Raw genomic sequence first — 22,947 nt, 5'->3', positions numbered from 1 at the left:
GAAAGGCACGCGCGCAATAAAAAAGGCCGCCCCGTCGGGCAGCCTCTTCGACACCTCCGGTCCGGCCTGCGCCGTGCGCGTCAAACGGCCTTGCGCACCGCCGCAAGCGCCTGCGCGACGCCGACGTATTCAGCCACGCTCACGTCCTCCGCACGGCGCGCGAGATCGAAGCCGAGCCCTTCGAAATCGATCGTCTCGCGATAGTCGCCGAGCGTGTTGCGCAGCATCTTGCGGCGCTGCGAAAACGCGGCGGTGACGATTTCGCCGAGCAGCACGGGATCGACGTCCGGCAGTTCGTGCGGCTCGTACGGAATCATCCGGACGATCGCCGAATCGACCTTCGGCGGCGGCTGGAACGATTCCGGCGGCACGTCGAGCATCTTTTCCATCACGTAGCGGTACTGCAGCATCACCGACAGCCGCGAAAACGCCTTCGTGCCCGGCTCCGCGACCATCCGTTCGACGACTTCGTTCTGCAGCATGAAATGCTGGTCGATGACTGCATCGGCGAACGTCATCAGGTGAAACAGCAGCGGGCTGGAAATGTTGTACGGCAGGTTGCCGACGATCCGCAGCGACGGCTTGTCGCCGGGCGCCGCGAGCGAACGGAAGTCGAACGCGAGCGCGTCGCCCGCGTGCAGTTCGAGCAGCGCACCGAAGCGCTGCTGCAGGCGACCGATCAGGTCGCGGTCGAGTTCGACCGCGTGCAGCGGCGACTCGGGCGTCGAGAGACGCTCGATCAGCGGCCCGGTCAGTGCGCCGAGCCCGGGGCCGATCTCGACCATACGCTGACCGCGCGCGGGGCCGATCGTCGACACGATCGAATCGATCACGCCGTGATCGACGAGGAAGTTCTGCCCGAAGCGCTTGCGCGCGAAGTGGCCTTGGTGCTGTCTGCTGTTCGACATCGACTGAGTAAAACGAAAAATACGACGAATGAGGTAAAGCCGGACCGCGTCAGGCCGCGCGGCGATGGCGCGCCATCGTGACGGCCGTATCGAGCGCGGCAATCATGCTGCCCGGATCGGCACGTCCCGTGCCGGCCAGATCGAGCGCGGTGCCATGATCGACCGACGTACGGATGATCGGCAGCCCGAGCGTCACGTTGATGCCCTCGCCGAACGTCGCATACTTCAGCACGGGCAGGCCCTGGTCATGGAACATCGCGAGCACGCAATCGGCGTCGGCCAGATGGCGCGGCTGAAACAGCGTGTCGGCCGGATACGGGCCGCGCGCGTCGATGCGCTGCGCGTTCGCACGGGCCAGCGCCGGCGAGATCACGTCGATTTCCTCGCGGCCGAGATAACCGTTCTCGCCCGCATGCGGGTTCAGCCCCGTCACGAGGATGCGCGGCGCGACGAGACCGAAGTCGCGCCGCAGGTCGCGATCGATGATCGCGAGCGTCTCGACGAGACCGTCGATCGTCAGCGCGGCGGAGACATCCTTCAGCGGCAGGTGCGTCGTCGCGAGCGCGACGCGCAACGGCTTGTCGCCGGTGCCCGCCAGCATCATCACGACACGCGGCGTGTGCGTACGCTCTGCCAGGTATTCGGTATGGCCGGTAAACGGCACGCCCGCATCGTTGATCGTGCTCTTCTGCAGCGGAGCGGTCACGATCGCGTCGTACCGGCCGGCCAGCGCACCGTCGATCGCCGTGTCGAGCAGCCCGAGCACGTAGCGGCCGTTCGCGGCGTCCAGCGTGCCCGCCCGCGCGGGGACGGCCAGCGCGTGGTGCGCGACCGACACCTGCGCACCGCCGGCCAGCACGGCGCGGTCGACGCCGACGGCTGCGGCGCGCGCGTCGAGCAGCGCCGCATCGCCGAGCACGGTGAACTGTGCGTCGGGCCAGCGCTGCGCAGCGTCACGCAGCGCCTGCACGGTCAGCTCCGGGCCGACCCCCGCGGGTTCGCCGGTCGTGATCGCGATCTGCAGCGCGGGCGTGGTCATCCGAAGCTCGCTCAGTTCGCCGGGGCGACGCCGCCGATCTTGTACTGGACGTACGACGAATCGCGCAGCTCGCGCAGCCAGTCGGCGTAGGCCTGCTCGGCCTTGCGCTGGCCGATCGCCTGGCGGGCGATATCCATCTGCTGCTGCACCGACCCTTCCGCTTCGCGGCGGTTCAGCACCTGGATCAGGTGATAGCCGTACTCGGTACGAATCGGTTGGCTGATCTGGCCGTCCTGCAGGTTGTTCATCGCGCGCTCGAATTCCGGCACGGTCTCGCCCGGGCTGATCCAGCCGAGATCGCCGCCCTGCGACGCCGACCCGTCCTGCGAGTAGGTGCGCGCGAACTTCGCGAAATCGCCACCGGCCTCGACCTGGTTGCGGATGTCGGCCAGTTGCTGGCGCGCCTGGCCTTCCGACTTGCCTTCACCGACGCGCAGCAGGATGTGGCGCACGTGCGTCTGGACGATCTTCGGCGCGGCGGCGGTCGCACCCTGGCTCTGGCGGCGATCGACGAGACGCACGATCTCGAAGCCGTCCGGCACGCGGATCAGCGTCGGATTGACCTGGCCCGGGCGCAGCTTCGATGCGGCGTCGACGACGTCGGCCGGCAGCGCGCTCGGTGCCTTGAAACCGAGATCGCCGCCCTTCTTCGCGTCGTTCGCTTCCGAGTTGTTCTTCGCGAGGCGCTCGAAATCGGCGCCCGACTTCGCCTGCTGCAGCAGCGCGTCGGCCTTCTTCTGCGCGGCCTCGATGTCGGCCTGCGGCGCGTTGGTCGGCGCCTTGATGAAGATGTGCTGGAAGCGCAGGTCCTGCTGCTGCGACGCGTTCGGCCCGCGCTGGCTCGCGATGTAGTTCGCGACTTCGGCGTCCGACACGGTGATCTTGCCGTCGACCTCGCGCTCGCGCAGCTTCGACAGCATCAGCTCGGTACGTGCATCGCTCGTGAAGATGCTCCAGGGCACGCCTTGCGCCTCGAGACGCGCGCGGTACTGCTCGAGCGTCATCCCGTTCGCCTGCGCGAGACGCTGCAGCGTGGACTGCACGGTCGCGTCGTCGATACGGATCCCGTCGTCCTTCGCCTTCTGCACCTGGATGCGCTCGAGCACCATCTGGTTCAGCACCTGTGCGCGCAGCTGGTCGGTCGGCGGCACGGGCGCGTTCTGCTGCTGCAGCCGGCGCGCGATCAGGCCGGCGCGCTGGTCGAGTTCGCGGCCCGTGATCACGTCGTTGTTGACGACCGCGACGACTTCGTCGGCGAGCTGCGCACCTGGCGAACCGAGCGCCTGCGCCGCGGCCGGCGCGGCGGCGAGCAGCGCGGCGGACGCGGCGAGGCTGGACACGACTGCCGCGAAACGAAGGTTTTTCTTCATTGCCACTGAAACTCCATTGAAATCGTGCTGACCGGTGCAGACAAGCCGGCGTTACTCGTAGTTGCTGAAGCGGGACATCGGCGGCGGCGGCGGCGGCAGCGGCGTGTAGCCCGGTACCCCGGCGCGGAATGCGGACACAAGGCCGTTGTCGACGGTCGACAGGCCCTTGAGCGTCAGTTGCATCATGAATCGCGTCGACGAATTCTGCTGTCCCGACGAATTGATGCCGTTCGCAGCCCGCTGCACCCCGACCCCGAGCGCCCAGCAATCCGCGTCGTATTGTAAGCCGACCAGACCGTCGACCACGCGATCTCCGGCAAGGTCGTAGTTGAAACGGCCGATCGCATACAGGCGGCGCGTGAGCGGCCACTGCGCGGATATCAGGAACTGGTTGATCGGCTGGTTGTCGAGCGTGGTGTTCGATCGCGTGTAGCGGTAGCCGACGTTGATCACGCGGCGCTCGCCCGGGCTGTAACCGAAACCGACGCTCGACTTCACGAGCTGGTTGTTGTTCTGGTTGTACTGGAACGCCGTCTCCGACATGAAGCCCGAGCCGAGCTTCAGCGCGGCGCCGACGATCAGGTCCGAGTGGCGCGCCAGCACGGCGCTCTGGCCGGAATTCAGCGTGACGCGCTGATCGGCGAAGTAGTACTGCTGCGCGATCACGAAGCGCGCGCGTTCGTCGCCGGTGCGCGGATCGATGAAGCGCGACGTCAGGCCGGCCGTGATCCGGTTCGCGTCCGCGATCCGGTCGTTGCCGACGAACGTGTTCGGCTGGTAGATCTCCGCGAGGCCGAAGTCCGATTCCGCGGTGTCGAACAGCGGCGCGTTCGACTGGTCGCGATACGGCGTGTACACGTAGTACAGGCGCGGCTCGAGGGTCTGGATGAAGTCCTGGCCGAACAGGCGCACCGAGCGATCGAAGATCAGGCCCGTGTCGAAGCTCACGGTCGGGATCGACTCGGTGAAGCGCTTCGGGCTGTTCGGCGTGGTCGACGACAGGTAGTTCAGGTCGTACGACGCGAAGTGGTACTGGACCTTCGGCACGACGAAGTAGCCGGGGCCGTACACGCCGTACGCAATATACGGGTTGAAGACGATCCGGTCGCCTTCGGTCGCATCGGCCGTCGTGATGCGGAACCGCGAATAGTCGGCTTCCGCGCCGAAGTCGAAGCCGCCGACGTTGTACTTCGTGTACTTCACGTTCAACTGCGGCTCGCGGCTGTACGGCGCGATCGACGGCGGCAGCGTCTGCCAGTGCTGGTAGCGCGCGAGCACCGACCACGGGCCGTTGTTGTACGTGAGGCCCGCTTCCTGCTGGTACAGCGTCTGCGTCCCGTTGATGAACTGGTTCATCGACCCAAGGTCTTCGGGATACGTGTTGTCCGAGACCTTGTTGAAGTAGACGTAGCCGCCGAAGCCGCCGCCGAAGTTCTGCTGGTGCTGCCAGTAGATCGCGTAGCGGTTGCGGTGCGCGAGCCGGTCATCCGGCAGGTAATTGGCCGTAAACGTGCCCGAATACGACGGCGACAGGTAGCGGAAAGTCGCTTCCATCATCGCGCCGCGCCGCGAGATGATGCGCGGCGTGAGCGTCAGGTCGCGGTTCGGCGCGATGTTGAAGTAGTACGGCAGCGTCAGCTCGAAGCCGTTGCTCGAGTTCATCGAGAACGTCGGCGGCAGCAGGCCGCTGCGCCGCTCGCCCGACAGCGGGAACGTCATCCACGGGCTCGCGAAGATCGGCACGCCCTGGAAGAACAGCACGCCGTTGCGCGCGGTGCCTTCGTCGGCGCCCGTATCGAAGTCGAAGCGGCTGCCCTTGATGTACCACGCGGGGTTCGTCGAGCACTGGCACGCGGTGTAGGTGCCGTTGACGAATACCGAGCGCTCGTTGTCGACCATGTCGACGCGCTCGGCGCTGCCCGACCCGCCCGTCATGTTGAAGTGGTACTTCGGCGCCGTCATGTAGCCCTGGTTCGCCTCGATCTTCAGGTGCGCCTCGGGGCCTGCGAACGACGTACCGCCATTGACCACCTTGACCTGGCCGTACGCATCGGCCATGTCGGTATCCTGATCGTAGTGGAGTGCATCGGCCTTCACGACGGCGTCGCCGCGCCGCAGCTCGGCGGAACCCTTGGCGGCGAGGTCCTGCTCGGCCGTGCCGCTCGTGTGGTCGGCGATCACGAAGGCGGCCGGCTTCGCGCCGTCCTTCAGCGGACGATCCTCGAGCTGGGGCGCGAGACGCAGATCCCACGGCGAGTCGAGCGGCTGCGGCTGCGCGGCCGCGCCCGACAGCTGCGCGTACGACACGGCCGGCACAAGGCCGGGCACGGCCAGGAGCGCGAGCGCGAGCCGCCGTTTGCGCGGCGCCCCGTCACCGGGGAAAACATTCGGGAATAGCGGTTTGGGCGGCATCTATCGTTTGGCGAATCGCCCCTTGTCAACCGCACCTTCACGGCACATGCGCGCACGGCGGGCCGCGCCGTCGCACCGCGACTGCGGCGGAGCGCAAACCGGGGAGGCGATCGGGCGGGCGGCGCGACAGGCGGCGAGCCTGCACGGCGGAAGCTGACGCGGGGCGCGTCAAAAAAGTCGTGGGGTATTATATGGCAAGACGTTCCCCCCTCCCCCGAGTTTCATGACGCCCCCATCCGCCGCATCCCAGCCCGACGCCCGCCTCGACGCCCTGACCGCGTGGCTGCAACCGCTCGCCGAGCGCTATGCCCTCGACCTGTCGACCCTCGCGCCCGCGTCGTCGGACGCCAGTTTCCGCCGCTATTTCCGTGTCGCATCGGCCACCAGCGCCGGCGGCACGCTGATCGCCGTCGACGCGCCGCCGCCCGAGAAGTGCCGTGAATTCGTCCAGGTCGCACAGCTGCTCGCCGCGGCCGGCGACCACGTGCCGGACGTGCTGGCCCACGATTTCGACGCGGGCTTCATGCTCGTGACCGATCTCGGCCGCACGTCGTACATCTCGGTGCTCGACCCGGCCGACCCGATCGCCGCGCGCCCGCTGATGCGCGACGCGCTCGACGCGCTGATCCGCTTCCAGCTCACGTCGAAGCCCGACGTGCTGCCGCCGTTCGACGAAGCGTTCCTGCGCCGCGAAATGGAGTTGCTGCCCGAATGGTTCGTCGGCCGCCACCTCGGCAAGCCCGTCACCGACGCCATGCGCGGCACGCTCGACCGCACGTTCGCGCTGCTCGTCGCCAGCGCGCACGCGCAGCCGCAGGGCTTCATGCTGCGCGACTTCATGCCGCGCAACCTGATGGTCTGCGAGCCGAATCCGGGCGTGCTCGACTTCCAGGATGCCGTCTACGGGCCGCTGACGTACGACGTCGTGTCGCTGGTGCGCGACGCGTTCATCAGCTGGGACGAGGAGTTCGAGCTCGACTGCTTCGCGTACTACTGGGAAAAGGCGAAAAAGGCCGGCCTGCCGGTCGACCCCGATTTCGGCGAGTTCTACCGCCAGCTCGAATGGATGGGGCTGCAGCGCCATATCAAGATCCTCGGCCTGTTCGCGCGCATCAATTACCGCGACGGCAAGCCGCACTACCTGAACGATCTGCCGCGCTTCATCGCGTATGCACGCAAGGTCGCGCTGCGCTACCGCCCGCTCGTGCCGTTCGCCAAGCTGCTCGACGAGCTCGAGGGCAACGCGCCGGCCGACGTCGGCTATACGTTTTGACTGCCCCATAGAGCCCTGACACCCGGCCGAACATGAGCACACCCCTGACCACGGCGATGATCTTCGCCGCCGGGCGCGGCGAACGGATGCGCCCGCTCACCGACACCCGCCCGAAACCGCTGCTCGAAGCCGGCGGCAAGCCGCTGATCGTGTGGCAGATCGAGGCGCTCGCGCGCGCGGGCATCGAAACGATCGTGATCAACCACGCGTGGCTCGGCGAGCAGATCGAGGCCGCGCTCGGCGACGGTTCGCGCTGGGGCGTGCGGCTCGCGTATTCGGCCGAAGGCGAAGCGCTGGAGACCGCGGGCGGCATCGCGCAGGCGCTGCCGCTGCTCGAGCGCGACGGGCAGCCGGCCGTGTTCGCGGCCGTCAGCGGCGACGTGTACTGCGCGTTCGACTACCGGACGCTCGCGCCGCGCGCCGCGCGGATGGCCGCGCTCGACACGCCGGCGATGCACCTCGTGATGGTGCCGAACCCGCCGTTCCACCCGACCGGCGATTTCGCGCTCGGCGACGATGGCCGGCTGGCGCTCGACGGCGCCGCGCGTGTCACGTTCGGCAACATCGGCCTGTACGACACGCGGATGTTCCGCGATCTGGCGCCCGGCACGCGGCGCGCGCTGACGCCGTACTACCGCGCGGCGATCGAAGCCGGCCGCGCGAGCGGCGAATTGTACGAAGGGTTCTGGGAGAACGTCGGCACGCCCGCGCAGCTCGGCGAGCTCGACGCGCGGCTGCGCGCCGCGGGCTGATCGGTTCGCAGTCGCGCGCCGGTTCGCCGGTTCGGCCGCCGATCCCCTGGCAGGCCGACGACTGCGCGGCCGACCGGCGGCGGACCAATCCGGAATCAAATGTCGCGGACGCTTCGCACGGCACGCCGTGCCGCGACGGCACCACACCGCCCGTTCCCGCCGCGCACCGCGTCGCGCGGCGCCCGTGCCTACGCGGCCTCGGCCTCTTCCCCGCCGGCCGCCGCGCGCTGCTGCTGCAGCGCCCACATCTGCGCATACAACCCGTCCGCACGCACGAGTTCGTCGTGCGTGCCGCGCTCGACGATCCGGCCGTGGTCCATCACGAGGATCTGCTGCGCGTGCACGACCGTCGACAGCCGATGCGCGATCACGAGCGTCGTGCGATGCCGCGCGATCTGGTCGAGCTCGTGCTGGATCGCGCGCTCGGAGCGCGAATCGAGCGCCGAGGTCGCCTCGTCGAACAGCAGCACCGGCGGATCCTTCAGCAGCGTGCGCGCGATCGCGACGCGCTGCTTCTCGCCGCCCGACAGCTTCAGCCCGCGCTCGCCGACCGGCGTGTCATAGCCCTTCGGCAAGGTTTCGATGAAATCGTGGATGTGCGCGGCACGCGCGGCCGCGACCACCTCGTCGCGCGTCGCGGTCGGCCGGCCGTACGCGATGTTGTAGTAGATCGAGTCGTTGAACAGCACGGTGTCCTGCGGCACGATCCCGATCGATGCGCGCAGCGAATCCTGCGTGACGTCGCGGATGTCCTGGCCGTCGATCCGGATCGCGCCGCCCGCCTGGCGGTCGAGATCGTAGAAACGGAACAGCAGGCGCGACAGCGTCGATTTCCCTGAACCGCTGTGGCCGACCACCGCGGTCGTCGTGCCCGCGTCGATCGTGAACGTCACGTCGTGCAGGATCTGCCGCGCCGGCTCGTAGGCGAAGTTCACGTGCTCGAAGCGCACCTGCGCGCCGGCCACCGCGAGCGGCTGCGCATCGGGCCGGTCGGCCACTTCCTTCGCGGCCGACAGCAGCCCGAACATCCGGTCCATGTCGGTGAGGCTCTGCTTCAGCTCGCGGTACACGACGCCGAGAAAATTCAGCGGAATGTAGAGCTGCAGCATGAACGTGTTGATCAGCACGAGATCGCCGAGCGTCAGCTTGCCCGCGAGCACGCCCTGCGTCGCGCGCCACAGGATGAACACGAGCCCCGTGCCGATGATTGCCTGCTGACCGAAGTTCAGTACCGACAGCGAGTTCTGCGAGCGGATCGCGGCCTTCCGGTAGCGCTTCAGGTTCTCGTCGTAGCGCTGCGCCTCCCACTCCTCGTTGCCGAAGTACTTCACCGTCTCATAGTTGATCAGCGAATCGATCGCGCGTGAATTCGCGCGCGAATCGAGTTCGTTCATCGTGCGGCGGAAATGCGTGCGCCAGTTGGTGACCTTCACGGTGAACACGATGTACGTGACCAGCGCCGCGAACGTGACGTACGCGTAATAGGCCTCGTACTTGACCACGAAGAAGCCGAGCACGAGCCCGACCTCGACGAGCGTCGGCAGGATGCTGTACAGCGAATACGAGATCAACTGCTGGATACCGCGCGTGCCGCGCTCGATGTCGCGCGACATGCCGCCCGTCTGGCGTTCGAGATGGAACCGCAGCGACAGCCCGTGCAGGTGCCGGAACACCTGCAGCGCGAGCTGGCGCACCGCGCTCTCGGTGACCTTCGAGAACAGGATTTCGCGCAGCTCGGTGAACAGTGAAGTAGACAACCGCACGAACGCATACGCGACGACCAGCAACCCGACGCCGCCCGCGAGCACGATGCCGGCCGATTGCTCCGCGCGGCCGAGCGCGGTGATCTGCTGCACGTAGGACAGGTGGTCGACGATGCGCTTCATCACGACCGGCACGCCGAGGTTCGCGACCTTCGCGCCGATCAGGCAGGCGAGCGCGAGCGCGACGCGCCATTTGTAGGTGGTCAGGTACGGCAGCAGCGACCGGATGGTCTGCCAGTCGTTGCGGGGCCCGGTCGAAGCCGGCGCGGGCTCGCCGGAAGCAGGAAATCGGCGCATGGGGGAAGTCTCGGTGGCGGTGCCCGACGCGTGTATCGACGGCCGGCTCGCGCGCTTTCTCGTACAATTTGCGAACGTTGTATTGTCGCAGAAGCCGCTTCGCGCCGCTGCCGGCGGCCTCGCCGGCCAGCCTGCGCGCGGCGGCACATTTATTACAGGATGAAAGCCCCCGCCATGACCGATTCGACCCTCGAACTCCCGCAGATGCAGCCCGCGCTGCGCGTCGTCCCGCAGCCGCACGACGCGAACGTCCACGGCGACGTGTTCGGCGGCTGGATCATGTCGCAGGTCGACATCGCTGGCTCGATCCCCGCGAGCCAGCGCGCCAACGGCCGCGTCGCGACGGTCGCGGTCAACTCGTTCGTGTTCAAGCAGCCGGTATTCGTCGGCGATCTGCTGAGCTTCTACGCGACCATCACGCGCACCGGCAACACGTCGATCACGGTCGACGTCGAGGTGTACGCGCAGCGCATGCGCCTGATGGGCGAAATCGTGAAGGTCACCGAAGCGACGCTCACGTACGTCGCGACCGGCACGGACCGCAAGCCGCGGCAACTGCCGCCGCTCTGACCGGCGAGCGCCGCGACCGTGCGGCGCACGGTCGCGTCAGTGCGTGGCCGTCAGCCCGAACTCCCGCATCGCGGGCAGGAAATCGTGATTCAGCTTCGGCTTGCGCGACAGCTTGACCAGCACGTAGCGCTGGAACGGCGCGAGCCGCTGCCACTGCGCGAGCGCGGGCGCCGTCAGCCCGGCCAGCGCACTCTGCTGCACGAGCGTCTCCGGCACCGTGTCGACGGCGCGCCAGGTCGGCTGCTCGTCCGGCTGGAACCATGACGGTTCCAGATCCGCGTGCGTGCGCAGCATTTCGAACAACGCATGATCGAAGTTGGGCTCGATCGCGGTGTCGTCGTCGGCCGGAAAGCGCGCGAGCAGCTTGCGGTCCTCGAGCGGCAGCAGTTGCCACTGTTCGAGCGAAATCCGCAGACCGAAGCGGTCGAGATTGAAACGCACGATCATCGGGATGTACGTGAAGTTTTCCGACGAATCGTGTTCGAAGTTGAAGAGCAACGGAGCGTCGCTGAGTCCCATGGTCGTTACCTGACGTGGCGGATGCCGGCGCGGCCGGCCTGCCTGAGGTATTTTAGAACCTCTGCGCGCGGGCGGCGGTGCGATTGTCGCCGGCCGTGCTTCGAATCAACGGGAGTGCTCGTGAATCCGACCCAATCCGATGGACTGCGCGACGACCTGCGCGACGAACCGCGCGGCGCGATCGAACTGTCCGTGCGCCGCACGCGCGGCGGCGTCGTCGAAACCGCGCACGACTACGTGGGCCAGGAATGGCCGGTCGCGCTCGTGTTCAACGGCATTTCGCACGCGGTGATGATGTGTACGCCGTGCGACCTCGAAGCGTTCGCGGTCGGCTTCGCGATCTCCGAAGGGATCGTCGCGCGCGGCAGCGACATCAAGGATATCGAGGTGATCCTGCACGCCGATGCGCCGCTGCCGCATGCGGAAGTGCACCTGGAGGTCGTCCAGCAGGCGTTCGCCGCGCTGAAGGACCGGCGCCGCGCGCTCGCGGGGCGCACGGGCTGCGGCGTGTGCGGGATCGAAAGCATCGATTTGCTCGATCTCGCCCCGGAACGCGTGCCCGACACGGGCTTTCTCGCGCGCCTCGCGCCCGACGCGCTCACGCATGCGGCGCAGGCGCTGCCCGCGCACCAGGCGCTCACGAAACTGACCGGCGGCCTGCACGCGGCCGCGTGGTGCGACGCAACAGGCGCGATCCGGATGGCATTCGAGGATGTCGGCCGCCACAACGCGCTCGACAAGCTGATCGGCTCGCTCGTGCTGGCGCGCGCCGACGCGACCGACGGCTTCGTGTTCCTGTCGAGCCGCGCGAGCTACGAGCTCGTGCGCAAGGCCGCCCGCGTCGGCATTCCAATGGTCGCGACGATCTCCGCGCCGTCGTCGCTCGCGATCGAAATCGCGAAGGCGGCCGGTTTGCGACTCGTCAGCTTCTGCCGCGAAACCGGCCACGTCGACTACGGCACGGCCTGACTGCGACCACGGGATCGCGCCGGCGGTCAGACCCCGGCGCGCCCAGCTCCGTCAGTCGAACTGACGGAAATCCGGCTTGCGCTTCTCGAAGAACGCCGTCATCGCCTCGCGCGCTTCCGGCGCGCGCAGCATCGCGGCGAAGTGGCCCGCCTCCTCGGCCATCCGCGCGGACGTCGCCACGCCGCCCGTATCCTTCAGCAGCGCCTTCGTCACGCGCAGCGATGCCGCCGGCAGCGCCGCGAGCTTCGCCGCCTGCTTCGCCGCGAATGCGTCGAGCTCGGCAGCCGGCAGCACGCGGTTCACGATGCCGATCCGGTGCGCTTCCAGCGCGTCGAATGCCTCGCCCAGCAGCAGCTTCTCGGCCGCGACCTGATGGCCGGCCAGGCGCGGCAGCAGCACGCTCGACGCGGCTTCCGGACACAGCCCGAGCTGCGCGAACGGCAGCGAGAACGTCGCGGTGTCGGCCGCGTACACCAGATCGCAGTGCAACAGCATCGTCACGCCGACGCCGATCGCCAGGCCCGGCACCGCGGCCACGATCGGCTTGCTCGCGCTGCTGATCCGCGCAAGGAACTGGAACACCGGAGCGGTGTCGTCCTTCGGCGGCGCTTTCAGGAAATCCTCGAGATCATTCCCCGCGGTGAAATTGCCGTCGCTGCCGCGCAGCAGGATCACGCGAATCGCCTTGTCTTCCTGCGCGTCGGCGAGCGCATCGGCCATCGTCTGGTACATCGCCGCCGTCAGCGCATTCTTCTTCGCCGGGCGCGCGATCGTGATCGTCATCACGCCTTCGGCGCGTTCCACTTGAATTTCGGCCACAACCGTCTCCTTGACTTTCCTCTATCGGAATGAAAAAACGGTGCGCGAGCTCGTGGCCCGCGCACCGTCGTCGCTTTGCGTCGCGCCCCGCTTACAGGCGTTCGATGATGCCCGCGGCGCCCATGCCGGTGCCGACGCACATCGTGACCATCCCGTACTTCAGGTTGCGGCGGCGCAGGCCGTGCACGACGGTCGCCGCGCGGATCGCGCCGGTCGCGCCGAGCGGGTGGCCGAGTGCGATCGCGCCGCCCATCGGGTTGACCTTCGACGGATCGAGGCCGAGGTCGCGCATCACCGCCAGCGACTGCGCGGCAAACGCCTCGTTCAGCTCGATCCAGTCGAGATCGTCCTGCTTCAGGCCGGCAGCCTTCAGTGCGGCCGGAATCGCTTCCTTCGGGCCGATGCCCATGATTTCCGGCGGCACGCCGCGCACCGCGAAGCTCACGAAGCGCGCGAGCGGCGTCAGGTTGAATTCCTTCAGCACCTTCTCCGACACGACGAGCAACGCGCCCGCGCCGTCCGACGTCTGCGAGCTGTTGCCGGCCGTGACCGAGCCCTTGTTCGCGAACACCGTGCGCAGCTTCGCGAGGCCTTCGATCGACGTATCCGCACGCGGGCCTTCGTCGAGCGCGATCTCGCGCGTCTTCACGTCGACTTCACCCGTCGCGAGGTTCGGGAAACGCTCGGTGATCGTGTACGCGGCGATCTCGTCGTTGAACTCGCCGGCCTGCTGCGCGGCCAGCGCCTTGCGATGCGACTCGACCGAGAACGCGTCCTGGTCTTCGCGGCTCACCTTCCACTGCTCGGCGACGCGCTCGGCCGTCAGGCCCATCCCGTACGCAATGCCGAAGTCTTCATTGCGATCGAAGATGTGCGGCGACATCGACGGCTTGTTGCCCATCATCGGCACCATGCTCATCGATTCGCAGCCGCCCGCGAAGATCGCGTCCGATTCGCCGACGCGGATGCGGTCGGCCGCCATCGCCAGCGCGGTGATGCCCGACGCGCAGAAGCGGTTGACCGTCACGCCGCCGACCGTCTGCGGCAGGCCCGCGAGCAGCGCGCCCATGCGCGCGACGTTCAGGCCCTGCTCGGCTTCCGGAATCGCGCAGCCGATGATCGCGTCCTCGATCAGCTTCGTGTCGAAGCCGGGCACCTGCGCGACCGCCGACCTGATCGCGTGGACCAGCAGCTCGTCCGGGCGCGTATTCTTGAAGACACCGCGCGGGGCCTTGCCGATCGGCGTGCGGCTAGCGGCGACGATGTATGCGTCTTGCAATTGTTTGCTCATTTGAGACTCCTTGCCTTATCCGCTCGCTCAGTTACGCACCGGCTTGCCGGTCTGCAACATGCCCATGATCCGTTCCTGCGTCTTCTGCGTGCCGAGCAGCTCGACGAACGCACGGCGCTCCAGCGCGAGCAGCCACTGCTCGTCGACGAGGCTACCGGCTTCGACGTCGCCGCCGCACACGGCTTCGGCGATGCGGCTCGCGATCAGGTAGTCGTGGTCGCTGATGAAGCGGCCGTCACGCATGTTGACGAGCGATGCCTTGATCGTCGCGATCGCCGAGCGGCCTGCGACCGGCACGTCCTTCGCACGCAGCGGTGCGCGATAGCCGGTGGCGGCCAGCGCACGCGCTTCCTTCTTCGCGGTGTCGAGCAGTTCGAACACGTTGAAGATGATCGTGTCGGACGGCTTCACGTAGCCCATCGCACGTGCATCGTGCGCGGACGCCGAGACCTTCGCCATCGCCGCGTTCTCGAACGACTTCGTGACGAACTTCAGGATGTCGGTGGTCGCGTTCGCGGCCGTCGCGGCGTCCGCTGCGCGCAGCGCCGCTTCCTTCAGGCCGCCGCCCGCCGGCACGAGGCCGACGCCCACCTCGACGAGACCGATGTAGCTTTCGACGTGCACGACACGCTTCGCGCTGTGCAGCATCAGCTCGCACCCGCCGCCGAGCGCGATGCCCGACACGGCCGCGACGACCGGCACGTTCGCGTACTTCACGCGCAGCATGCCTTCCTGGAACTTCTTCACGAACGGCTCGATACCCTTCGCGCCGCCCATCATGAACGCGGGCATCGCCTCTTCGAGGTTCGCGCCGGCCGAGAACGGGCCGCCCGGCGTGCCGAGCTTCAGCGACGTCGGCTGCCAGATCACCACGCCCTTGTAGTCCTTCTCCGCGAGCTCGATCGCCTGCACGAGGCCGTCGATCACGCTCGGTCCGATCGTGTTCATCTTCGACTTGAACGACACGATCACGACGTCGTCTTCACCCGCACGGTCGTCGACCCATGCACGCACCGCGTCGGTCTCGAACAGCGTCTTGCCGTAGGTCTTCGGATCGGCGCCTGCTTCACCGAGCAGCGGTGCGCGGAATACCTGCTTGTCGTAGACCGCGAGGTCCGAACGCGGCACGAAGCGCTGCGCAGCCGGCGCCCACGAGCCTTCGGCCGTGTGCACGCCGCCCTTCTCGGCGACCGGGCCTTCAAGCACCCACGACGGCAGCGGCACGTTTGCCAGCGCCTTGCCGGCCGCGATGTCTTCCTGCACCCACTCGGCGACCTGCTTCCAGCCGGCGGCCTGCCAGCCTTCGAACGGGCCTTCGTTCCAGCCGAAGCCCCAGCGGATCGCGAGGTCGACGTCGCGCGCGTTGTCGGCGATCGACTCGAGATGCACGCCGATGTAGTGGAACACGTCGCGGAAGATCGACCACAGGAACTGCGCATGCGGATGGTCCGTTTCACGCAGCAGCTTCAGGCGCTCCGCCGGCGGACGCTTCAGGATGCGGCCGACGGTTTCGTCAGCCTTCGCGCCCGCGTCGACGTAGGTGCCCGTCTTCGCGTCGAGCACCTTGATCGCCTTGCCTTCCTTCTTGTAGAAACCGCCGCCCGTCTTCTGGCCGAGCGCACCCTGCTTCACCAGTTCGGCGAGCACGGCGGGCGTCTGGTAGACCGGGAAGAACGGATCGTCGGCGAGGTTGTCCTGCATCGTCTTGATCACGTGCGCCATCGTGTCGAGGCCGACCACGTCCGCGGTGCGGAACGTCGCCGACTTCGCGCGACCGAGGCGGCTGCCCGTCAGGTCGTCGACTTCGTCGAAGCGCAGGCCGAACTTCGCGGCCTCGGTGATCACCGCGAGGATCGAGAAGATGCCGACGCGGTTCGCGATGAAGTTCGGCGTGTCCTTCGCACGCACGACGCCCTTGCCGACGATGCTCGTCAGGAAGGTTTCGAGCTGGTCGAGGATCTCCGGGCGCGTATGCGTGGTCGGGATCAGTTCGACGAGATGCATGTAGCGCGGCGGGTTGAAGAAGTGCACGCCGCAGAAGCGCGACTTCAGCTCGTCCGAGAAACCTTCGGACAGCTTCGTGATCGACAGGCCCGACGTGTTGGTCGCGAAGATCGCGTTCGGCGCGATGTGCGGCGCGACCTTCTTGTACAGGTCGTGCTTCCAGTCCATCCGCTCGGCGATCGCCTCGATCACGACGTCGCATTCGGCCAGCTTCGCGATGTCGTCTTCGTAGTTCGCAGCTTCGAGGTACTTCGCGTCGTCCTTCACGCCGAACGGCGCGGGCGACAGCTTCTTCAGGTTCTCGATCGCCTTCAGCGCGATCGCGTTTTTCGGGCCTTCCTTGGCCGGCAGGTCGAACAGCAGCACCGGCACGCGTGCGTTGATGAGGTGCGCGGCGATCTGCGCGCCCATCACGCCGGCGCCCAGCACGGCGACCTTGCGAATCAGGAAATTGCTCACGGGATGTCTCCGGATAGTGTCGTGCAGCGCGGGTTGTGAGGGCTGCACGGCGAAGTGAGTACCAGGAACCGTTGCGTTCGGGCGGCGCGCGGCGCGCACCGCCCGGACTCGCGTCAGAACAGCGATTCGTCGACTTCCATCATCGTCTTCGAGCCGGCGCGCGCGGCGCGGATCGTCGACGCCGTTTCGGGCAGCAGACGCGCGAAGTAGAAGCGGGCCGTCGCGAGCTTCGACTTGTAGAACGGGTCGCCCGACGCTTCGTTGTCGAGGGCGAGGCGTGCCATGCGCGCCCAGAAGTACGAGAACACCAGGTGGCCGACGGTACGCAGGTACGGCACGGCCGCAGCACCGACTTCGTCGGGGTTCTGCATCGCCTTCATGCCGATTTCCATCGTCAGCTTCTGCACCTTGTCGCCGATGTCGGCGAGCGGGTTGATGAACTCGGCCATTTCCGGCTTCACGCCTTCGGCTTCCGCGAATTCCGTCACGAGCTTGCCGAACTTCTTCAGCTTCGCGCCCATGTCGCCGAGCACCTTGCGGCCCAGCAGGTCGAGCGACTGGATCGAGTTCGTGCCTTCATAGATCATGTTGATCCGCGCGTCGCGCACGTACTGCTCCATGCCCCACTCGGAGATGAAGCCGTGGCCGCCGTAGATCTGCATCGCGTGGTTCGTGCACTCGAACGCGTTATCGGTCAGGAACGCCTTGATGATCGGCGTGAGCAGCGCAACGAGGTCGGCGGCTTCCTTGCGCACGGCTTCGTCACCGTGCGACAGCTCCTTGTCGATCTGCAGCGCGGACCAGTACGTGAACGCGCGCGCGCCTTCCGCGTAGGCCTTCTGCGTGAGCAGCATGCGGCGCACGTCCGGGTGCACGATGATCGGGTCGGCCGGCTTGTCCGGCGCCTTCGGGCCCGTCAGCGAGCGCATCTGCAGACGATCCTTCGCATACGCGAGCGAGTTCTGGTACGCGACTTCCGTGAGGCCGAGACCTTGCGCGCCCACGCCGAGACGGGCCGCGTTCATCATCACGAACATCGCGTTCAAGCCCTTGTTCGGCTCGCCGACCATCCAGCCCTTCGCGTTGTCGAGGTTCATCACGCACGTCGAGTTGCCGTGGATGCCCATCTTGTGTTCGATCGAGCCGCACTTGATGCCGTTGCGCTCGCCCGGCTCGCCCGCTGCGTCGGGAATGAATTTCGGCACGATGAACAGCGAGATCCCCTTCGTGCCCTGCGGCGCGTCCGGCAGGCGCGCGAGCACGAGGTGGATGATGTTCGCGGCCATGTCGTGCTCGCCGCTCGAGATGAAGATCTTCGTGCCGCTGATCGAGTACGAGCCGTCGCCGTTCGGTTCGGCCTTGGTGCGCAGGATGCCGAGGTCGGTGCCGCAATGCGGCTCCGTCAGGCACATCGTGCCGGTCCATTCGCCGGTCACGAGCTTCGGCAGGTAGGCCTTCTGCAGTTCCGGCGCGCCGTGCGCGTGCAGGCATTCGTAGGCGCCGTGCGACAGGCCCGGATACATCGTCCAGGCCTGGTTCGCGGAATTCATCATTTCGTAGAGCGCGTTGTTCACGAACGCGGGCAGGCCCTGGCCGCCGTACTCCGGATCGCAGCCGAGCGCCGGCCAGCCGGCCTCGACGTATTGCTGGTAGGCCTCCTTGAAGCCGGTCGGCGTCTTCACGACGCCGTCGCCTTCATACGTGCAGCCTTCGCGGTCGCCGACCTGGTTCAGCGGGAACAGTACCTCGGAGCAGAACTTGCCCGCTTCCTCGAGGACCTGGTTGATCGTGTCGGCGTCGAGGTCCGCATGCTTGGGCATTTGCTTGACTTCGGCTTCGACGTTCAGAAGCTCGTGCAACACGAATTGCATGTCGCGCAGCGGCGCGGCGTACTGTCCCATGACTCTCTCCAAAGGTGGGCAAAACGGCTCGAGCTCCTGGCGGGCGGGTCACGCGCCGCTAACGGCTCTCGCTCTGATACGAAACAATCGTCTTTTCCAGCGCGGCCCACGTGAGGCGCACGGCGTCCGGCGAATGCAGGAAGCGGGCGTCGTGATGCAGGCCGAGCGTGAAGCTGTACAACTCGAAGAGCATCAGGTCCGGATCGGTATCCGCACGCAGATGGCCTTCTTCTTTCGCCTGCGAAATGGCACGCAGCATCGCGGCACGCCAGGCTGTCACGCTCGCGATCAACTGCTCGCGCACGGGGCTGTCAGGCCGGTCGTCGTACTCGACCGCACCGCTGATGTAGATGCATCCCGTCGTCACCTCCTGGATGCGCTTCTCCGTCCAGCGGGCCAGCATCGCCCGAAGGCGCGGCAAGCCTCGCGGCTCGCGCAGGCTCGGAAAGAACACCTCGTTTTCGAAACGATGGTGATACTCGCGGACGACCTCGACCTGCAGGTCCTCACGCGATCCGAAGTGCGCGAACACACCGCTCTTGCTCATCTGCATGCGCTCGGCCAGCAGGCCGATCGTCAGCCCCTCCAGCCCGTCACGGCTGGCGAGGTCCAAAGCAGCTTCAAGTATCGCGGCACGCGTCTGTTCGCCTTTTCGCATAGCTATTTCTGTAACCGTTCGGGGGTTCGAATAAAATCGAACGGCCGTACTATTATTGAGTGCGGCCGCTCGCGAAACAAGGAAATTATTAGAAACCGGTGTCTAACCGAGCCGCTATTTTGCGCGATTCCGGCGGGACCGGAGCGGCTTTTCCGCACGAACGTGCGGACAGATATTTTGAAGTGAATGCTTAGTCTGCGTCAGTCGTAACCGCCGACCGTCAGCGCCTTCATCACGACGCGATATGCGGTGTACGCAAGCCAGTTCAGCAAACGCTCGATGCGCGGGCGCGCGGCGAAGCGCGCGGGGTCGATTTCCCGGCCATCGGCGAACGCAGCCGCGATCGCGTCGCGCAGTTCGTTCGTGACAGCATCGTAACGCACCAGCACGACATTCGCTTCATTGTTCAGCATCAGGCTCAGCGCGTCCAGGTTCGACGAGCCGACCGTCGCCCAGTTGTCGTCGATCACGGCGACCTTGCCATGAAGCATCGTCTTGTCGTATTCGGCGACGCGCACGCCCGCGCGCAGCAGCGCGTGATAAAGGAACGGCACGGCCGTATCGAGCGCCGCGAACTCCTTGCGGCCGATCAGGATCCGCACGTCGACGCCGCGTCGTGCGGCGCCCGTCAGCGCACGGCGCAGCTTGCGACCCGGCATGAAGTACGGATTCGCGAGCAGGATCCGCTGGCGCGCCTGGCCGATCGCCGCGAGATAGGCCTTCTCGATCGCGCGGCGGTTCACGACGTTGTCGCGCGCGACGAACGCGACGCTCGGCTCCGTCACGACCCTGAGTGCGCCGGCCTTGATCCACCGGTGGCTGCGCATCCAGCGCCGGAACATGTCGGGGAACGCTTCACCGCCGTGCAACCCGGCCGCGTACTGGGCATACGGCTTGTGGCCGAACTGGATCCGGTGCCACTGCAGCTCGAACGCCGCGCGCACGTCGGACACCGCGGGCCCTGCCATCTCGACCGCGAAATCCCAGCGCGGAAACGGCAGCGTCGTGCCGTTCTGCGCGTAGTCGTCGACGATGTTGATGCCGCCGCAGAACGCGGCCGCATGATCGATCACCGCAAGCTTGCGATGCGTGCGCGAGAAGCCGAAGCGGCCGAACAGGAAGCGGTTGTAGATGCAGTGTTCGACACCGGCCTCGACCCACGTGTCGAACAGCGGCAGGCGCGCGGTGCCAATGCCGTCGGTGATCACGCGCACGCGCACGCCGCGCTGCGCCGCACGGATCAGCGCGTCCGACACCGGCCGGCCGGCTGCATCGTCGCAGAAGATGTAGGTTTCGAGCATCACCTGCTCGCGGGCCGCATCGATCCGTTCGATCAGGGCCCGGAAGAACGCGCCGCCGCTCTCGCACAGCCGCACGGTGTTGCCCGACGTGAACGCGAGCCGCGAGGCGGAGCCGCGTTCCTGCAGGAACATCTGCCGCAATTGCGCGAAGCGCTTGCGGGCTTCCGCCGTCATGCGGACGAGCCGTGCGGCGCGCGCGACAGGGCCACGCGCGCGGGCAGTTGCAGGATCGCCTCGGCGTTCGACGGCGAGAAGCAGCGCGCGGCCGCCTCGCGGAACGGCAGCCACGCGTGGTCGACGTGCTCGCGCGGCGACAGCGTCACGCCGACGCGATGCGGCACGCACAGGCCGAACCAGTGCTCGACGTTGCGCGTGACGCCCGGCGCATAGCGGTGCAGGTATTGCGGATAGATCGAGTATTCGATCCGGTGACGCCAGTCGACGAGCGCGCTGGCCGGCACGTCCGCCGTGCCGATCGCGATGCCGGTTTCCTCCGCCACCTCGCGCGCGGCGGTGAGCGCGAGCGGCTCGTCCAGCGCGTCCTTCGAGCCGGTGACCGATTGCCAGAAATCGGGCTGGTCGGCACGCTTGATCACGAGCACATCGAGGTCGGGCGTGTAGATCACGACAAGAACGGATTCGGGGATTTTCGGCGGCTTCGTCATCGTTGTTTCATGCGGCACAGGGCCGTGCGTCGGGCATGTGCCCCGAACGGGCGGCAAGTGCTGCGACTGTACCGCAAAAAATGAAAAAGGCGCATCGCGCGCCTTTTTCATGTGCGTCGTGTGCGCGTGACCGCACACACGACCGGGTGCCAAACGCGTTACGCCTTCGGCTGTTCCGGCTGACGCAGGCGGATGTGCAGTTCGCGCAGCTGACGCTCGTCGACCGGGCTCGGCGCTTGCGTGAGCAGGTCCTGCGCACGCTGCGTCTTCGGGAACGCGATCACGTCGCGGATCGAATCGGCGCCGGCCATCATCGTGACGATGCGGTCGAGACCGAATGCGATACCGCCGTGCGGCGGCGCGCCGTACTGCAGCGCGTCCAGCAGGAAGCCGAACTTCAGTTGCGCTTCTTCCGCACCGATCTTCAGCGCGCGGAACACCTTGCTCTGCACTTCTTCCTGATAGATACGCACCGAGCCGCCGCCGATTTCCCAGCCGTTCAGCACCATGTCGTACGCCTTCGCGAGGCAGCGGCCCGGGTCGGTCTCGAGGTACTCGAGGTGCTCGTCCTTCGGGCTCGTGAACGGGTGGTGTGCCGCGACGTAGCGTGCATCTTCGTCGTCGTATTCGAACATCGGGAAGTCGACGACCCACAGCGGCTTCCAGCCGGCCTGGACGAGACCGTTCGCCTTGCCGAATTCCGAATGGCCGATCTTCAGGCGCAGTGCGCCGAGGCTGTCGTTGACGACCTTCGCGCGGTCGGCCGCAAAGAAGATGATGTCGCCGTCTTCAGCACCGGTGCGCTCGAGGATCGCCGCGATCGATGCGTCGTGCAGGTTCTTGACGATCGGGCTCTGCAGGCCGTCGCGGCCCTTCGCCTTCTCGTTGACCTTGATCCAGGCGAGGCCCTTCGCACCGTAGATGCGCACGAATTCCGTGTAGCCGTCGATGTCGCCGCGCGACAGTTCGCTGCCCTTCGGCACGCGCAGTGCCGCGACACGGCCGTCCTTTGCGTTGGCCGGCGTGCTGAACACCTTGAAGTCGACGTCCTTCATCGCGTCGGTCAGCTCGGTGAATTCGAGCTGCACGCGCAGGTCCGGCTTGTCCGAACCGAAACGCGCCATCGCTTCCGAGTACGGCATCACCGGGAATTTCGCGTCGAGATCGACGTCGATCGTCGTCTTGAAGATGTGACGGATCATGTCTTCGAACAGGTCACGGATTTCCTGCTCGCCGAGGAACGACGTTTCGCAGTCGATCTGCGTGAATTCCGGCTGACGGTCGGCACGGAGGTCTTCGTCGCGGAAGCACTTGGTGATCTGGTAGTAACGGTCGAAGTTCGCGACCATCAGCAGCTGCTTGAACAGCTGCGGCGACTGCGGCAGCGCGAAGAACTGGCCCGCGTTCACGCGCGACGGCACGAGGTAGTCGCGCGCGCCTTCCGGCGTGCTCTTCGTCAGCATCGGCGTTTCGATGTCGATGAAGCCCTGCTCGTCGAGGTACTTGCGTGCCTCGATCGCGACGCGGTAACGCAGGCGCAGGTTGTGCTGCATCTGCGGGCGGCGCAGGTCGAGCACGCGGTGCGTGAGGCGCGTCGTTTCCGACAGGTTGTCGTCGTCGAGCTGGAACGGCGGCGTGACCGACGCGTTCAGCACGTTCAGTTCGTGGCACAGCACTTCGATCTTGCCGCTCTTCAGGCCGGCGTTGACCGTGCCTTCCGGACGGTTGCGCACGAGGCCCTTGATCTGCACGCAGAACTCGTTGCGCACGCCTTCGGCGGTCGCGAACATCTCCGCGCGATCCGGGTCGCACACTACCTGCACGAGGCCTTCACGATCGCGCAGGTCGATGAAGATCACACCGCCGTGATCGCGGCGGCGCTGCACCCAGCCGCACAGCGACACGGTTTGGCCCAGCAGGTGTTCGGTCACGAGACCGCAGTATTCAGTACGCATCGACATGATGTTTGCTTTCGTT

General features: G+C 66.8%; 18 protein-coding genes. 4 read left to right on the top strand and 14 right to left on the bottom strand.

Annotation, left to right across the window (positions count from 1 at the left end; translation table 11 throughout):
- Nucleotides 1-80 precede the first annotated feature (80 nt).
- The 4 genes from rsmA to U5809_RS23045 are packed head-to-tail and all read right to left on the bottom strand — an operon-like array spanning nt 81 to nt 5,729.
- Nucleotides 81-908, bottom strand: a complete 828-nt coding sequence (rsmA, locus tag U5809_RS23060) for a 16S rRNA (adenine(1518)-N(6)/adenine(1519)-N(6))-dimethyltransferase RsmA (protein ID WP_322088255.1) — start codon at nt 906-908, stop codon at nt 81-83.
- Between the two features lie 49 nt (nt 909-957).
- The gene (gene pdxA / locus U5809_RS23055; protein WP_322088254.1) at nt 958-1,947 is read right to left on the bottom strand and encodes a 4-hydroxythreonine-4-phosphate dehydrogenase PdxA; all 990 of its coding nucleotides are present in this window, start codon (nt 1,945-1,947) and stop codon (nt 958-960) included.
- An 11-nt stretch (nt 1,948-1,958) separates the two neighbouring features.
- The gene (locus U5809_RS23050) at nt 1,959-3,317 is read right to left on the bottom strand and encodes a peptidylprolyl isomerase (RefSeq protein ID WP_322088253.1); all 1,359 of its coding nucleotides are present in this window, start codon (nt 3,315-3,317) and stop codon (nt 1,959-1,961) included.
- Between the two features lie 51 nt (nt 3,318-3,368).
- Complete coding sequence (locus U5809_RS23045; protein WP_322088252.1) at nt 3,369-5,729, bottom strand: LPS-assembly protein LptD; 2,361 nt, start codon at nt 5,727-5,729, stop codon at nt 3,369-3,371.
- Between the two features lie 223 nt (nt 5,730-5,952).
- Here U5809_RS23045 and U5809_RS23040 point away from each other — a divergent pair, with 223 nt between their 5' ends.
- Nucleotides 5,953-7,002: an aminoglycoside phosphotransferase family protein gene (locus U5809_RS23040; protein ID WP_322088251.1), complete on the top strand. Its 1,050-nt coding sequence runs from the start codon at nt 5,953-5,955 to the stop codon at nt 7,000-7,002.
- Nucleotides 7,003-7,034: 32 nt separating this feature from the next.
- Complete coding sequence (murU, locus tag U5809_RS23035) at nt 7,035-7,754, top strand: N-acetylmuramate alpha-1-phosphate uridylyltransferase MurU (protein WP_322088250.1); 720 nt, start codon at nt 7,035-7,037, stop codon at nt 7,752-7,754.
- 188 nt (nt 7,755-7,942) lie between these two features.
- On the opposite strand, the gene U5809_RS23030 is transcribed toward murU, so the two are convergent.
- A complete protein-coding gene (locus tag U5809_RS23030) occupies nt 7,943-9,814 on the bottom strand; it encodes an ABCB family ABC transporter ATP-binding protein/permease (protein WP_282505944.1) in 1,872 nt (623 codons plus the stop codon).
- A 174-nt stretch (nt 9,815-9,988) separates the two neighbouring features.
- Here U5809_RS23030 and U5809_RS23025 point away from each other — a divergent pair, with 174 nt between their 5' ends.
- Nucleotides 9,989-10,384, top strand: coding sequence for an acyl-CoA thioesterase (locus U5809_RS23025; RefSeq protein WP_282505945.1), 396 nt, complete (start codon nt 9,989-9,991; stop codon nt 10,382-10,384).
- Nucleotides 10,385-10,420: 36 nt separating this feature from the next.
- Here U5809_RS23025 and U5809_RS23020 read toward each other — a convergent pair whose 3' ends face one another.
- Nucleotides 10,421-10,903, bottom strand: a complete 483-nt coding sequence (locus U5809_RS23020) for a nitrate reductase associated protein (protein WP_059233234.1) — start codon at nt 10,901-10,903, stop codon at nt 10,421-10,423.
- Nucleotides 10,904-11,017: 114 nt separating this feature from the next.
- Here U5809_RS23020 and fdhD point away from each other — a divergent pair, with 114 nt between their 5' ends.
- On the top strand, nt 11,018-11,872 hold the full coding sequence (gene fdhD, locus U5809_RS23015; RefSeq protein ID WP_322088249.1) for a formate dehydrogenase accessory sulfurtransferase FdhD: 855 nt from the start codon (nt 11,018-11,020) through the stop codon (nt 11,870-11,872).
- 51 nt (nt 11,873-11,923) lie between these two features.
- On the opposite strand, the gene U5809_RS23010 is transcribed toward fdhD, so the two are convergent.
- The 8 genes from U5809_RS23010 to aspS all read right to left on the bottom strand — a co-directional run bounded on the left by U5809_RS23010 (nt 11,924) and on the right by aspS (nt 22,931).
- On the bottom strand, nt 11,924-12,691 hold the full coding sequence (locus U5809_RS23010; RefSeq protein WP_176050311.1) for an enoyl-CoA hydratase: 768 nt from the start codon (nt 12,689-12,691) through the stop codon (nt 11,924-11,926).
- Nucleotides 12,692-12,782: 91 nt separating this feature from the next.
- Entirely contained in the window at nt 12,783-13,982 is a 1,200-nt protein-coding gene (locus U5809_RS23005) for an acetyl-CoA C-acyltransferase (RefSeq protein ID WP_014896087.1), read from the bottom strand.
- 27 nt (nt 13,983-14,009) lie between these two features.
- A complete protein-coding gene (locus tag U5809_RS23000) occupies nt 14,010-16,445 on the bottom strand; it encodes a 3-hydroxyacyl-CoA dehydrogenase/enoyl-CoA hydratase family protein (RefSeq protein WP_322088248.1) in 2,436 nt (811 codons plus the stop codon).
- A gap of 113 nt (nt 16,446-16,558) precedes the next feature.
- Complete coding sequence (locus U5809_RS22995; protein ID WP_322088247.1) at nt 16,559-18,346, bottom strand: acyl-CoA dehydrogenase C-terminal domain-containing protein; 1,788 nt, start codon at nt 18,344-18,346, stop codon at nt 16,559-16,561.
- 58 nt (nt 18,347-18,404) lie between these two features.
- Nucleotides 18,405-19,004 carry a TetR/AcrR family transcriptional regulator gene (locus U5809_RS22990; protein ID WP_006751498.1) on the bottom strand — a complete coding sequence of 200 codons (600 nt, stop codon included), beginning with the start codon at nt 19,002-19,004 and terminating at the stop codon, nt 18,405-18,407.
- A gap of 200 nt (nt 19,005-19,204) precedes the next feature.
- Nucleotides 19,205-20,479, bottom strand: coding sequence for a cardiolipin synthase ClsB (gene clsB / locus U5809_RS22985; protein WP_282505949.1), 1,275 nt, complete (start codon nt 20,477-20,479; stop codon nt 19,205-19,207).
- Nucleotides 20,476-20,970 carry a dihydroneopterin triphosphate diphosphatase gene (gene nudB / locus U5809_RS22980; RefSeq protein ID WP_322088246.1) on the bottom strand — a complete coding sequence of 165 codons (495 nt, stop codon included), beginning with the start codon at nt 20,968-20,970 and terminating at the stop codon, nt 20,476-20,478. Before nudB ends, clsB begins: the two co-directional genes overlap by 4 nt.
- A 158-nt stretch (nt 20,971-21,128) precedes the next feature.
- Nucleotides 21,129-22,931: an aspartate--tRNA ligase gene (aspS, locus tag U5809_RS22975; protein ID WP_322088245.1), complete on the bottom strand. Its 1,803-nt coding sequence runs from the start codon at nt 22,929-22,931 to the stop codon at nt 21,129-21,131.
- Nucleotides 22,932-22,947 lie beyond the last annotated feature (16 nt).

This window comes from Burkholderia sp. BCC1999, assembly GCF_905339975.1.
Lineage (GTDB): Bacteria > Pseudomonadota > Gammaproteobacteria > Burkholderiales > Burkholderiaceae > Burkholderia.
The sequence above is the reverse complement of the archived record's forward strand: the minus strand, read 5'-3'. Positions and strand labels throughout refer to the sequence as shown.

What these genes read in the sequence shown, in the direction of transcription:
- rsmA (WP_322088255.1), bottom strand. Translation starts at nt 908, where the DNA reads ATGTCGAACAGCAGACAGCACCAAGGCCACTTCGCGCGCAAGCGCTTC.
- pdxA (WP_322088254.1), bottom strand. Translation starts at nt 1,947, where the DNA reads ATGACCACGCCCGCGCTGCAGATCGCGATCACGACCGGCGAACCCGCG.
- U5809_RS23050 (WP_322088253.1), bottom strand. Translation starts at nt 3,317, where the DNA reads ATGAAGAAAAACCTTCGTTTCGCGGCAGTCGTGTCCAGCCTCGCCGCG.
- U5809_RS23045 (WP_322088252.1), bottom strand. Translation starts at nt 5,729, where the DNA reads ATGCCGCCCAAACCGCTATTCCCGAATGTTTTCCCCGGTGACGGGGCG.
- U5809_RS23040 (WP_322088251.1), top strand. Translation starts at nt 5,953, where the DNA reads ATGACGCCCCCATCCGCCGCATCCCAGCCCGACGCCCGCCTCGACGCC.
- murU (WP_322088250.1), top strand. Translation starts at nt 7,035, where the DNA reads ATGAGCACACCCCTGACCACGGCGATGATCTTCGCCGCCGGGCGCGGC.
- U5809_RS23030 (WP_282505944.1), bottom strand. Translation starts at nt 9,814, where the DNA reads ATGCGCCGATTTCCTGCTTCCGGCGAGCCCGCGCCGGCTTCGACCGGG.
- U5809_RS23025 (WP_282505945.1), top strand. Translation starts at nt 9,989, where the DNA reads ATGACCGATTCGACCCTCGAACTCCCGCAGATGCAGCCCGCGCTGCGC.
- U5809_RS23020 (WP_059233234.1), bottom strand. Translation starts at nt 10,903, where the DNA reads ATGGGACTCAGCGACGCTCCGTTGCTCTTCAACTTCGAACACGATTCG.
- U5809_RS23005 (WP_014896087.1), bottom strand. Translation starts at nt 13,982, where the DNA reads ATGAGCAAACAATTGCAAGACGCATACATCGTCGCCGCTAGCCGCACG.
- U5809_RS22995 (WP_322088247.1), bottom strand. Translation starts at nt 18,346, where the DNA reads ATGGGACAGTACGCCGCGCCGCTGCGCGACATGCAATTCGTGTTGCAC.
- U5809_RS22990 (WP_006751498.1), bottom strand. Translation starts at nt 19,004, where the DNA reads ATGCGAAAAGGCGAACAGACGCGTGCCGCGATACTTGAAGCTGCTTTG.
- clsB (WP_282505949.1), bottom strand. Translation starts at nt 20,479, where the DNA reads ATGACGGCGGAAGCCCGCAAGCGCTTCGCGCAATTGCGGCAGATGTTC.
- nudB (WP_322088246.1), bottom strand. Translation starts at nt 20,970, where the DNA reads ATGACGAAGCCGCCGAAAATCCCCGAATCCGTTCTTGTCGTGATCTAC.
- aspS (WP_322088245.1), bottom strand. Translation starts at nt 22,931, where the DNA reads ATGTCGATGCGTACTGAATACTGCGGTCTCGTGACCGAACACCTGCTG.